At 66.7% G+C, this 12,079-nt stretch carries 9 protein-coding genes; 3 read left to right on the top strand and 6 right to left on the bottom strand.

The window, feature by feature from the left end:
- Positions 1 to 5: 5 nt before the first annotated feature.
- A complete protein-coding gene (rnr, locus tag PV781_RS06015; protein ID WP_274774729.1) occupies positions 6 to 2,318 on the bottom strand; it encodes a ribonuclease R in 2,313 nt (770 codons plus the stop codon).
- A gap of 440 nt (positions 2,319 to 2,758) precedes the next feature.
- Between rnr and PV781_RS06010 the strand changes: the two genes are divergently transcribed.
- On the top strand, positions 2,759 to 4,210 hold the full coding sequence (locus PV781_RS06010; protein WP_274774728.1) for an MDR family MFS transporter: 1,452 nt from the start codon (positions 2,759 to 2,761) through the stop codon (positions 4,208 to 4,210).
- A gap of 94 nt (positions 4,211 to 4,304) precedes the next feature.
- Complete coding sequence (locus PV781_RS06005; RefSeq protein ID WP_274774727.1) at positions 4,305 to 4,568, top strand: hypothetical protein; 264 nt, start codon at positions 4,305 to 4,307, stop codon at positions 4,566 to 4,568.
- Positions 4,569 to 4,663: 95 nt separating this feature from the next.
- Here the strand turns inward: PV781_RS06005 and topA are convergent, their stop codons facing one another.
- Positions 4,664 to 7,420, bottom strand: a complete 2,757-nt coding sequence (gene topA, locus PV781_RS06000; RefSeq protein WP_274774726.1) for a type I DNA topoisomerase — start codon at positions 7,418 to 7,420, stop codon at positions 4,664 to 4,666.
- A 190-nt stretch (positions 7,421 to 7,610) separates the two neighbouring features.
- Here topA and PV781_RS05995 point away from each other — a divergent pair, with 190 nt between their 5' ends.
- Positions 7,611 to 7,799: a hypothetical protein gene (locus PV781_RS05995; protein WP_274774725.1), complete on the top strand. Its 189-nt coding sequence runs from the start codon at positions 7,611 to 7,613 to the stop codon at positions 7,797 to 7,799.
- A gap of 7 nt (positions 7,800 to 7,806) precedes the next feature.
- Here the strand turns inward: PV781_RS05995 and dprA are convergent, their stop codons facing one another.
- The 4 genes from dprA to PV781_RS05975 all read right to left on the bottom strand — a co-directional run bounded on the left by dprA (position 7,807) and on the right by PV781_RS05975 (position 11,971).
- A complete protein-coding gene (gene dprA / locus PV781_RS05990; protein WP_274774724.1) occupies positions 7,807 to 8,916 on the bottom strand; it encodes a DNA-processing protein DprA in 1,110 nt (369 codons plus the stop codon).
- Positions 8,913 to 9,551, bottom strand: a complete 639-nt coding sequence (plsY, locus tag PV781_RS05985) for a glycerol-3-phosphate 1-O-acyltransferase PlsY (RefSeq protein WP_274774723.1) — start codon at positions 9,549 to 9,551, stop codon at positions 8,913 to 8,915. The genes dprA and plsY overlap by 4 nt, the downstream gene beginning before the upstream one ends.
- A 160-nt stretch (positions 9,552 to 9,711) precedes the next feature.
- Positions 9,712 to 11,031, bottom strand: a complete 1,320-nt coding sequence (locus PV781_RS05980; RefSeq protein ID WP_274774722.1) for a dihydroorotase — start codon at positions 11,029 to 11,031, stop codon at positions 9,712 to 9,714.
- Complete coding sequence (locus tag PV781_RS05975) at positions 11,024 to 11,971, bottom strand: aspartate carbamoyltransferase catalytic subunit (protein WP_209102529.1); 948 nt, start codon at positions 11,969 to 11,971, stop codon at positions 11,024 to 11,026. The genes PV781_RS05980 and PV781_RS05975 overlap by 8 nt, the downstream gene beginning before the upstream one ends.
- Positions 11,972 to 12,079: the final 108 nt, after the last annotated feature.

Below are 12,079 nucleotides of genomic sequence, written 5' to 3'. Positions count from 1 at the left end.
ACCTGTCAGTGTCCCTTTCCGCTCGTCCGCCGTTTCGGACCCTTGGTGGAGCGCGGGCGCGACGGACCTTTGCGCCCTGTCGCTTCCGTCCCGCTCCCATCGGTGTGATCCGACGAGGATGCCATCTTCCGCTTCCCAAAGGGAAGGGATCGGCGACGAGCGCCCTTTACATAGGAGCCTTCGGTGAGAAGCTCAAACCTCAAAGCGCCGGCGACCGGCGCTGCTTCCACCAGCTTGACTTCCACCCGGTCTCCAATCCGGTGCATTTCGCCGGTCCGGTCTCCCACCAGCGCCTGACGTGCTTCGTCGAAGCGGTAATAGTCCATGCCCAGGGTCGAGGCGGGGATGAAGCCGTCGGCGCCGGTTTCGTCGAGGGCGACGAAGAGGCCCGCCTTGGTTGCCCCGGTGACGCGGCCGCGGAAGGTGGCGCCAATCTGGTCGGCCAGGTGATGGGCGATCAGCCGGTCCACAGTCTCGCGCTCGGCAGCCATCGCCCGGCGCTCGGTGGCGGAGATGGTGGTGGCGATCTCCGCCAGATGGTCTGGCGTGGTGGACTCCGGAAGTCCATCGCGGCCGGCATCATGAGCCCGCACGAGCGCGCGGTGGACGATGAGATCGGCATAGCGGCGGATGGGAGAGGTGAAATGGGCGTAGCGGCGCAGGTTCAGGCCGAAATGCCCATAATTTTCTGCGGCATACTCGGCCTGGGACTGGCTGCGCAAGATCACCTGGTTCACCAGCGGCGCCACATCGGTGCCGGCGACCTGGGCGAGGATGTGGTTGAAGGTGGAGGGGCGCACCTGGTCGGCCTTCGGCAGCTTGATGTCGATGGTGGCCAGGAAGTCCCGCAGATTGGCGATCTTTTCCAGCGTCGGGCCGTCATGCACCCGGTAGATGAGGGGCGTGCGCTTGGCTTCCAGTGTCTTGGCGGCGGCGACGTTGGCGAGGATCATGAATTCCTCGATCAGCCGGTGGGCGTCGAGCCGCTCCGGGACGATCACTTTGTCCACGGTTCCGTCGGGCTTCAGCAGGATCTTGCGTTCCGGCAGATCCAGGTCCAGCGGCTGGCGGGCATCCCGTGCCTTCTTGACGCAGGCATAGGCCGCATAAAGCGGGGCGAGCACATGCTCCACCAGCGGGCCGGTGGTGTCGTCGGTATTGCCGTCGATCGCGGCCTGCGCCTGCGCATAGGCAAGCTTGGCGGCCGAGCGCATGAGGATGCGGTGGAAGCTGTGGCTCTTCTTGCGTCCGTCTTTGCCGATGACCATCCGTACGGCAAGTGCCGGGCGGTCCTCCAGCGGACGCAGCGAGCACAGGTCGTTGGAGATCCGCTCGGGCAGCATGGGCACGACACGGTCCGGGAAATAGACCGAATTGCCGCGCAAGAGCGCCTCGCGGTCGAGGGCGGTGTCAGGCCGCACATAGGCCGCCACATCAGCGATGGCGACCGTGACGATGAAGCCCCCTTCATTGTCGGGGCTTGAATCGGCCTCCGCATGAACCGCGTCGTCATGGTCCTTGGCGTCGGGTGGATCAATGGTGACGAGGGGCAGGCTGCGCCAATCCTCGCGCCCGTGAAGGGACGCAGGCTTTGCGGCTTCCGCTTCCGCCATGACCGAGGGCGGAAACACATGCGGGATGGCGTGGGCATGGATCGCCACCAGCGACACGGCCTTCTCGGAGGCCAGCGACCCGAGGCACTCTTTCACACGCGCGGTGGGCAGGCCGAAGACACGCTGGCGCATGACCTCCACGGTGACGAGGTCGCCGTCCTTGGCGTCATTCTCCGCACCGGGCGGCACTTGCAGTTCGCGACCAAGATTCTTCTTGTCGACGGGAATAATCCGTCCGCCCCCGTGCGGTCCGGCGCGGAAGATGCCAAGCGTCTGCTTGCGGGCCTTCTCCAGCACCTTGATCACCCGGCCCGCATAGAGACCCTCGTCCGGCCGATGATCCGAGATGCGCAGGAGGACGCGGTCCTGAAGGCCCGGCGCCGGCCCCTTGGCGCGGCGTGGCACCTCCACCAGGATGCGCGGCGGCTCCCCTTGTTCCTCATCCCATTCCACTGGCACGGCGACCAATTCGCCATCGCCGTCGCGGGATGTGATGTCGGCGAGGACGACGCCCGGGAGGGCGCCCGGTACATGCATGCGCCGCCGGCGTCGATCGAGGGCGCCTTCGCTCTCCAGTTCCTGGAGCATGTCCTTCAAGGCGAGCTTCTGGTCGGCATCGAGGCTGAAGGCCCGTGCGATCTCGCGCTTGCCGATCTCTCCGGATTGAGAGGCGATGAAGGAAAGCACCTCTGCCTTGGTCGGCATGGCGCCCTTCTCGCGGCCCGCAAACAGGGCTTCGGCCGCTTCCTGTGCCGCATTCGCCGCTCGGGAGGCGCGCCGCGCCGCGCGGTTCTTGCCGCGCACGGGCGCACCGGACTTCGAGCTCGTCTTGCGCGTCGCAGGCGCGCGGCCGGGGGGAGTCGGGCGTTTGGCCAAGCTTAACCTTCCATTAATTTCCGCACGCTAGCCGACCCGGAGCCCCGCGACCAGCCCGCCGTGACCGCTCATGCGCTGGGCGCTGAGCTATCGTGGCTCATATGTCGCATGCCGGCTTGAAGAGGCCTGACCGAGGGGCCAATGTGCCGTCCCTATGCTGCTGGAGGCCTGGCCTGGCGGCCATCATGTCATATGCGGTCGTTCGTCCGACCCCTGTCCCGCGAGTTGCCCCCATGGATGCCCCCGTCCGCTCTGAAGAAGCCCCGCCTATGCTTGGCCATGCGGAGATTCGCAGCATCCTCCTGGGCATCATGCTGGCGATGCTGCTGGCCGCCCTCGATCAGACCATCGTGGCCACGGCCTTGCCCACAATCGGCGCCGATCTGAATGACTTCGCCAACCTCTCCTGGGTGGTGACCTCCTACCTGCTGGCTTCGACTGCGGTGACGCCGCTTTACGGCAAGCTCAGCGATATTCACGGGCGCGGCGTCATGATGACCGGCGCCGTCGTCCTCTTCACGCTCGGCTCCATCGCCTGCGCGCTCGCACCCAGCATGCTGGTGCTGATCCTGGCGCGCGGCCTGCAGGGTTTGGGAGGAGGGGGCCTCATCTCCCTGGCGCAGACGATCATCGCCGACATTATCCCGCCCCGCGAACGCGGCCGCTACCAGGCCATGATTGCCAGCGTGTTCGCCGCCAGTTCCATTGCCGGCCCGGTGCTGGGGGGCGTCATCGCGCAGCACCTGGACTGGTCGATGATCTTCTGGATCAACCTTCCCCTTGGTGTGGGTGCTTTTCTCATGATCCGGAAGATCATGGGGCGCCTTCCGCGCCACGAGCGTCCGCACAAGCTGGATCTTCCGGGCGCGCTGCTGCTTATCGTCTCTGCCGTCAGCCTCATGCTGGCGCTGTCTTGGGGCGGGGTTTTCTATCCCTGGGCCAGCCCGCAGGTCATCGGCCTGCTCATCGTGGCGGGCGTCGGCAGCGTCGCCTTCGTCTGGCGCATGCGCACCAACGCCGAGCCGTTTCTCCCGCTGGACATGATGGCCAACCAAGTGGTGGCCACCGGCATTGCCGGTGCCTTCTTCATGTATGGCCTGATGATCGCGCTCACCATCGCCACCCCGCTTTATTTCGAGACCGCCTGGCACCTGTCCTCCAGTGCCGCCGGCCTCGCCCTGATTCCGCAAATGGCGGGTACGGTGGCCGGCGCGATCTCCTCCGGGCGTGCCATGGCGCGGCTGAAGAACTATAAGCTGCCGGCGCTCCTGGGCTCGGTGGCGAGTACGCTCTGCCTCGCCATCATCGCGACGCTGCCGGCCGGCGCTTCGCAGGGGCTACAGATCGCCCTTCTCGCCGTCGCGTCCATGGGCATGGGGACGGTCTTTCCCCTGTCGACCGTGGCCATTCAGAATGCCGTGCCGCCCCATCAGCTCGGCACGGTCACGGGGGCTGCCAATTTCTTCCGCGCCCTCGGTGGCGCTTTGTTCGTTGCGATCCTGGGGGCCGTGCTGCTGGGCACGATCGGGGGAGGGGAGGCGGGCGATATGAACGCGCTCGCCGCCAATGCGGAGCCGGCCTTGCTGCTGCACGCGTTCCACCTGGTGTTCGGAACGGCGGCTGCCGTTTCGCTCCTCGGCACCATCTGCGTCTTCGCCATGCGCCAGCTGCCGCTGAAAGCCAGCGTCGCGCACAATGCGGAGCTGAGCCTGGTGGAGTGAAAGGCGCGCTTCTCGCCGTGTGCCGCGGCGGGACATCAGCTGACACCAAAGCGGATTGTGGTAAGCTGATGCCGATCCTTCAAGGGGGGCGAAAATGGTGCGCACACTTTTCGGGGTGTTGGCCCTGGTCTTGGCTATGCCGGGTCTGGCGTCTGCCCAAACCAAGCAGGATGCCAAGCCTGTCACCTGGACCTGCAGCGCGTCGGGTCTGCAAGCAAGCGAATACAAAGGCGGTGATGCCGCCTATATTCATCTCGTTGGCTTCAGTAGCGGTAATTACTACCCGGTGGAGAAGAAGGGTAATGTTGCGTCCGGGGTGACCTCGAACGGAACGAAGTTCACATGCCGGGCGTCCTAGCGGTCCCGTCCGCTGCCGACGTCTTCTGATCTGGCATCAATACGTCCGAGCGGCCGCGATTGCGACCACTCGGACTGTTCAGACCCAGCCGGATATCATCCCGCCTTGGATGCCTTGCCTGACTTGGCTGGCGTACTGGCCTTCGTCGAGGCGGGCTTTGCTGTTGCCGTCTTGCCCGTTGCCGCCTTGTCCGTTGCGGTATTGGCGTTGGACTTGGTGGCGGGCTTTTTGGCGGTCGCCTTGCTGGCAGACGCCTTCTTGGCGGCGGGCTTCTTGACTGGCGCGTCGCCTTCCTCGGCGCCCGCCTTGGCCTTGCGCGCGCCACCTCGGGCGGGCTTTGCGGGAGACGCTGCGGCCTTCGCGGTGATCAATTCCACCGCCTGTTCCAAGGAAAGCGTCTCGGGGTCCACGGACTTAGGCAAGGTGGCATTGACCTTGCCATGGTTCACATAGGGCCCGAAGCGGCCGGCCCGCACCGTGATGGCGCCGCCGAGCGTTGGATGATCGCCGAGCGAGCGCCCTGTGGCCGCCGCGCCGCCGCGCCCGCCTTTGCTTTGCTTGTCCGCGATCAGCGCCACGGCCCGGTTGAGGCCGATGGCGAGAATGTCGTCGTCCGCCTCCAGGTTCGCATAGGTGCGGCCGTGCTGGACGTAGGGGCCGTAGCGGCCAATGCCCGCCAGGATCGGCTCCTGGTCTGCGGGATGGCGTCCGATCTCGCGGGGCAAGGCCAGGAGTTTCAAGGCGGTGTCGAGATCGATGCTGGCTGGGGTGACGCCTTTCGGCAGGCTGGATCGCTTGGGCTTCTCGCCCTCGGCGCCCTCGCCCAGCTGCAGATAGGCACCGAAGCGACCGTCGCGGACAGTCACTTCCAGCCCCGTCTCCGGATCGGCCCCCAGCTTGCGCACGCCATCACCCTCCGGCGCCGCCTCGCCGCCCGACAGGGGGCGCGTATAGCGGCACTCGGGGTAGTTGGAGCAGCCGATGAAGGCGCCGAACTTGCCCATCTTCAGCGACAGGCGCCCCGTTCCGCAGGTGGGGCAGGCGCGGGGATTGCTGCCATCGGTGGCGGGCGGGAAGATGTGCGCCGTGAGCATCTCGTCCAGGGCATCGAGCACCTGGGAGACGCGCAGGTCCTTCGTGGCATCCACAGCGAGGGCGAAGTCTGCCCAGAACTCGCGCAAGACCTGCTTCCAGTCGATCTCATCGGCGGAGATCTTGTCGAGCTTTTCTTCCAGGTCCGCCGTGAAGTCATACTCAACATAGCGGGTGAAGAAGCTCTGCAGGAAGGCTGTCACGAGCCGTCCCTTGTCCTCCGGAACGAGGCGCTTCTTCTCGAGCTTCACATATTCGCGGTCGCGCAACACTGCGAGCACGGCCGCATAGGTCGAGGGGCGACCAATGCCCAGCTCTTCCATCCGCTTGACGAGCGAGGCTTCCGAATAGCGGGGAGGCGGTTCGGTGAAGTGCTGGGTGGTCTGGATGCCCCGCTTGTCCAGCTTCTCGCCGGTGGACATGGCGGGCAGGCGCCGGCTCTCCTCGTCGTCGTCCTCGTCGTCCTTGCCCTCGCGGTAGAGAGTGAGGAAGCCGTCGAACTTCACCACGGTGCCAGTCGCGGTCAACTCCAGCGCGCGGGAGCCAGCCTGGGCAAGGATGTCGGCGGTGGTGCGCTCCAACTCGGCCGATTCCATCTGGCTGGCGACCGTGCGCGTCCAGATGAGGTCGTAGAGGCGCGCCTGGTCGGCGTCCAGGTGACGGGCGACCGACTTCGGCGTGCGGGAGGGATCGGTCGGGCGGATGGCCTCGTGGGCCTCCTGGGCATTCTTCGCCTTGGTGGTGTATTTGCGAGGCACCGCAGGCAGATAGCGCCCGCCGAACTGGTCCGAGATGGCGCTGCGGGTGGCTGCGACCGCCTCGGGCGCCATGTCGACGCCGTCGGTTCGCATATAGGTGATGAGGCCCACCGTCTCGCCGCCCACGTCCACGCCTTCATAGAGGCGCTGGGCGATCTGCATGGTGCGCGCCGGAGCAAGGCCCAGCTTGCGGCTGGCCTCCTGCTGCAAGGTGGAGGTGGTGAAGGGCGGCTGGGGATGCCGCTTGACGGGCTTTGCCTCCACCGAGCGAACGGTGAAGGCCGCGCGCTCCAGATCTGCACGGAATGCGGCGGCTTCCTCCGCTGTTCCGACCGAAAGACGGGTGATCTTCTTGCCGTCGGCACCGGATAGGCGGGCCTCAAAGGCATCGCCGCGCGGGGTCGCCAGCTGGGCCAGGATCGACCAGTATTCGCGGGCAACGAAGGTCTCTATCTCTCGTTCCCGGTCGCAGACGAGACGCAGCGCCACCGATTGCACGCGGCCGGCGGAGCGGGCGCCGGGAAGCTTGCGCCAGAGCACGGGAGAGAGGGTGAAGCCCACCAGATAGTCGAGCGCACGACGGGCCAGATAGGCATCCACCAGCGCCACATCCACGGCGCGGGGCGCCTTCATGGCGTCCAGAACGGCCTGCTTGGTAATGGCGTTGAACACCACCCGCTCGACCTTCTGGCCCTTCAGCGCCTTCTTTTCCCGAAGAATCTCAAGCACATGCCAGGAAATGGCCTCGCCTTCCCGATCCGGGTCGGTGGCGAGGATCAGGCCATCGGCTTCCTTGACCGCCTTGGCGATCTCGTTGAGCCGCTTCTGCGCCTTGGGGTCGACCTCCCAGAGCATGCGGAAATCCGCATCGGGGTCCACCGATCCGTCCTTGGAGGGAAGATCGCGCACATGGCCGTACGAGGCGATCACCTCGTAGTCCGGGCCGAGATATTTGTTGATCGTCTTCGCTTTAGCCGGCGATTCGACGATGACGACCTGCATGACCGACGCTGTCTCTTGAAAGGCTACCGCAGCCCCTGGCGGCGGCGGCAACATGGGGGGCGATGGGGAATGTGTCAAATCCTCCGCGGCACGGGCCGATCGCCAAAGGGAAATGCGATCTACAACCTTAGGTAGCTAGAAAAAAGATCATCTATCTACAGTATGGGCATGCAGGGACGGGAGCAATGGCATGTCGGGCGGATCCCCCGGGAGAGAACCGGGCGACGCGGTAGATTTCGCCACTTATGTGGCATCGCTGGCGGGGGAATTGTCAAAGGTGGCGCGTGGCCATCGTCTGACAACCCTTTGCTATCTCTTGGAAATGGTGCTGCTGGAGGCCCGCGGCGTGCTGCGCAAGGCCGAAAGCGGGCGGGAGTGAGCTGCCCTCATAGGAGGGAGACGAGGCCTCCTGCGTGCCGCTCCAGGCGACCCGCCAGTTCCAGCTCCAGGAGGACCACCTGGGTCTGGGCGGCGCTGGCGCCGGACAGGCGGACCAGATCGTCGATGGGCGTGGGCACAGGCCCGAGCAGTTCCAGAATGCGCGCGCGCAGCGTATCCGGGGGTGGCTCAAGGCCCGTGGCTTCACCCGGAGATTGCACCTCGGGCGGCGGGAGACGCGCCAGCTGAGGGGTAAGACTTTCAAGGATATCAGAGACTTCCGTCACCAGCGTGGCGCCCGTCTTCAACAGCTTGTTGGAGCCGCCGGCGCGCGGATCGAGCGGCGAGCCGGGGACGGCGAAGACCTCGCGGCCCTGCTCGGCGGCCAGGCGCGCGGTGATCAGGGAGCCGGAGCGTTCGGCCGCCTCCACCACCACGACCCCAAGCGCCATGCCGGAGACCAGGCGATTGCGCCGTGGGAAGTCGCGGGCGCGGGGCTCCCAGGCCAGCGGCATTTCCGACACGAGCGCACCAGCCGCCAGGATCTCTTCCATAAGTGCAATGTTTTCAGCCGGATAGGGCTTGGCAAGGCCGCCGGCGAAGACCCCCACCGTGCCGGTGGCGAGGCTCGCCCCGTGGGCGGCCGCGTCGATGCCGCGGGCGAGGCCCGAGACGACGGAAAAGCCGTTCTGGCCCAAGTCCTTGGCGAGGCGCGCGGCCATGGTGCGGCCGGCGGCGGAGGCGTTGCGGGCGCCGACAATGGCAACCATGGGGGCGATCAGGGCGCGATCCTGCCCGCGCACGGCCAGGACGGGCGGCGAATCGTCGAGCATTCTCAAATGGTTGGGGTAAGCGGTATCGGCCAGCGTCAGGAGCCGCCCGCCCATGCGGGTCAGCGCCGCGATCTCGTCCTCGGTCTCGGCGATGGTGGGGATGCGCGGCGGGATCAGCCGGCCCCCTCGCAAAGCCAGGTCTGGCAAGGCTTCGAGGGCCAAGGCGGCGCCGCCGAACTGGTTGATCAGGGCCCGGAAGGTGCGGGGACCCACATGCTCAGTGCGGATCAGCCGCAGCCAGTCGCGGCGCTGGGCGGGGGAAAGCCGGGCGCCGCTCTTGCTCATCCCTTTGAGCCTTCAGCGCTTTTTGACTTGGCGCCGATCCGCCCTTCGGTGCCGGCGAGGAGGCGGGCGATGTTGGCGTGGTGCTTCAGCCAGAGCAGAAAAGCAAGTCCCGCCAGGAAGATAGCGGTGGTCGGGGCGCCCAGCAGATAGGCGCTGACAGGGGTCGCCACGGAGGCGATGAGCGCCGCCAGGGACGAGTAGCGGCTGAGATAGGCCACCAAGAGCCAGACCAGCGCAAAAGCCAAGGCGGACGGCCAATAGAGGGCTAAGGTCACGCCCAAGAATGTCGCTACTCCCTTACCACCTTTGAAGCCCAGCCAGACCGGCCAGAGATGACCCAAAAAGGCAAAAAAGCCAGCAACCAGAGCGGCTTCCGGCCCGAACAGCGCCCGCGCCAGAAGCACGGCCACCGTTCCCTTCAGGGCATCTCCCAGGAGGGTGGCGGCGGCCAAGTCCTTGCGTCCGGTGCGCAGCACATTGGTGGCACCGATATTGCCTGAGCCGATGGTTCGGATGTCGGTGGTGCCGGCGAGGCGCGTCACGAGGATGCCGAAGGGGATGGACCCCAAAAGGTATCCCAATGCAGCGCTGGCCAAGGTGAGGGGGAGCGAAAGGCTCCAGATCAAGGTCGACATGGGGTCCGAGGAAGCCGGAGGAACATCAATTCTAGGCTTAGACTAAGGTGCGCTCACGGCGCACCGCAATCCAGGGTGCGAAGCGTTCTCCAAAGCGGACATTTGTCCGCCCTGACGATCAATTTGCGGCGACCGGGGGGCGACGACGATCCAGCCCGGCTCACACCAGTTCGTAGACCGTCCGCCCTGCCACCACCGTGCGAAGCACCCGGCCGGAGAGGCGGGCCTCGTCGAAGGGGGTGTTGCGCGAGCGCGACTTCAATTGCCGGGGGTCGAGCACATAGGGCAGGTCGGGATCGAACACGATCACGTCCGCCGGGGCGCCCGGCCGCAAGGTGCCGGCATTCAGCCCCAGCAGGTCGGCCGGCTTGGTGGAGAGGGCATAGAGCAGGTTGACCAGATCCACCTGCTCGGAATGCACCAGGCGCAAGGCGGCCGAGAGCAAGGTCTCCAGCCCGATGGCGCCCGGCTCGGCTTCCGCAAACGGCAGGCGCTTGACCTCCACGTCCTGCGGCGTGTGGTCGGAGACCACCACGTCAATGAGGCCGGAGGCGAGCGCCCGGATCAGGGCCTGCCGGTCGTCCTCGGCGCGCAGCGGCGGGCGCAGCTTGAAGAAGGTGCGGTACTGGCCGATGTCCAGCTCGTTGAAGGACAGGTGGTTGATGCTCACCGAGGCGGTTACCGGCAGGCCGGCTTCCTTGGCGCGGGCGAGCACCTCCAGCGATTCCATGCAGGTGAGCGAGGCGGCGTGGTAGCGGCCCTGGGTCATGGCCACCAAGCGCAGGTCGCGTTCCAGCACGATGGTCTCGGCCGCGCGGGGAATGCCCGACAAGCCGAGGCGTGAGGCGAAGGCGCCCTCGTTCATGGCGCCGCCCGACATGGTGGCGTCCTCGGTGTGGTGGACCACCAGGGCGTCGAAGTCGCGGCCATAGGCCAGCGACCGGCGCAGCACCTGGGCGCTCTTCACCGAGCGGTCGCCGTCCGTGAAGGCGACGGCGCCGGCGGCCTGGAGCAGGCCGATCTCGGTCATCTCCTCGCCCTTGAGGCCCTTGGTGAGGGCGGCCATGGGGTGGACTCGCACCACCGCCGTATCGCGGGCGCGGCGCAGGATGAAGTCCACGATGGCCGGGTCGTCCACCACCGGGTCCGTGTCCGGCTGGCAGACGATGGTGGTCACGCCGCCGGCAGCGGCGGCATGGCTGGCGGAGGCCAGCGTCTCGCGATGCTCGGCGCCCGGCTCGCCCACGAAGGCGCGCATGTCCACGAGGCCAGGGGCGACCACCGCCCCGGCGCAATCCACCACCTCGGCGCCTTCGGGCACGCCGGATGCGGCAAGGCCAAAGCCGGCATCGCGGATGATGCCGTCGGAAAGCAGCACGTCACCGCGATAATCGGCGCCGCGGGAGGGGTCGATGATGCGGGCATTGGCGAGCACCAAAGGATGGGGCTCGGACCAGAGGGGGCGACCATTCTCACGCATTGGGAAGCTTCCGCGCCAGCATGTCCAGCACCGCCATGCGCACGGCGACGCCCATCTCCACCTGTTCGCGGATCAGCGACTGGGCGCCGTCCGCGACCGCCGAATCGATCTCCACGCCCCGGTTCATGGGGCCGGGATGCATCACCAGCGCATCGGGCTTGGCCCGCCGCAGCTTCTGCTCGTCGAGGCCGAAATAGTGGAAATATTCCTTCACCGAGGGGATGAAGGACCCTGCCATGCGCTCGCGCTGGAGGCGCAGCATCATGACGATGTCCGCCCCCTCCAACCCGCTCTCCATGGTCTTGTGCACCTCCACGCCGAACTGCTCGATGCCGCTCGGCAGCAAGGTGGAGGGGGCGACCACACGCACCTGGGCACCCAGCGTGTGGAGCAGATGGATGTTGGAGCGGGCCACCCGCGAATGCATCACGTCGCCACAAATGGCCACGGTGAGCCCCTGGATGGTGCCCTTGTTGCGGCGGATGGTGAGCGCGTCGAGCAGCGCCTGGGTCGGGTGCTCGTGCGCCCCGTCGCCGGCATTGATGACGCAGCAATCCACCTTGCGGGCGAGCAGGGCGACCGCGCCGGACGCGTGGTGGCGCACCACCAAAAGGTCGGGATGCATGGCGTTCAGCGTCACCGCCGTATCGATGAGGCTCTCGCCCTTCTTCACCGAGGAATTGCCCACCGACATGTTCATCACGTCCGCGCCGAGCCGCTTTCCGGCGATCTCGAACGAGGACTGGGTGCGGGTGGAGGCCTCGAAGAAGAGGTTGATCTGCGTCCGCCCGCGCAGGGTGGTCCGCTTCTTTTCCACTTGCCGGTTGAGGGTGACAAACTCCTCGGCAAGATCGAGCAGGCCGACGATCTCGGCGGCCGACAGCCCCTCGATACCGATGAGGTGCCGAGAGGAGAGGGTATAGGGCGAGGCTGATGACATGGCAGGCCGGAGCCATACCGGACCCCACGCCCCCCCGCAAGCGCGGAAGGGGCAAGGCGCGTGCGGGCCTCGCGTTTGATGGGGAGAGCGCCAGCGAGGCGGGGGAGG

It is taken from the genome of Aquabacter sediminis, assembly GCF_028863665.1.
Lineage (GTDB): Bacteria > Pseudomonadota > Alphaproteobacteria > Rhizobiales > Xanthobacteraceae > L1I39.
This window is presented reverse-complemented; position numbering and strand designations above follow the sequence as displayed.

Coding starts and splice junctions, on each gene's coding strand:
- rnr (WP_274774729.1), bottom strand. CDS start 2,318: ATGCCGACCAAGGCAGAGGTGCTTTCCTTCATCGCCTCTCAATCCGGA.
- PV781_RS06010 (WP_274774728.1), top strand. CDS start 2,759: ATGCTTGGCCATGCGGAGATTCGCAGCATCCTCCTGGGCATCATGCTG.
- PV781_RS06005 (WP_274774727.1), top strand. CDS start 4,305: ATGGTGCGCACACTTTTCGGGGTGTTGGCCCTGGTCTTGGCTATGCCG.
- topA (WP_274774726.1), bottom strand. CDS start 7,420: ATGCAGGTCGTCATCGTCGAATCGCCGGCTAAAGCGAAGACGATCAAC.
- PV781_RS05995 (WP_274774725.1), top strand. CDS start 7,611: ATGTCGGGCGGATCCCCCGGGAGAGAACCGGGCGACGCGGTAGATTTC.
- dprA (WP_274774724.1), bottom strand. CDS start 8,916: ATGAGCAAGAGCGGCGCCCGGCTTTCCCCCGCCCAGCGCCGCGACTGG.
- plsY (WP_274774723.1), bottom strand. CDS start 9,551: ATGTCGACCTTGATCTGGAGCCTTTCGCTCCCCCTCACCTTGGCCAGC.
- PV781_RS05980 (WP_274774722.1), bottom strand. CDS start 11,031: ATGCGTGAGAATGGTCGCCCCCTCTGGTCCGAGCCCCATCCTTTGGTG.
- PV781_RS05975 (WP_209102529.1), bottom strand. CDS start 11,971: ATGTCATCAGCCTCGCCCTATACCCTCTCCTCTCGGCACCTCATCGGT.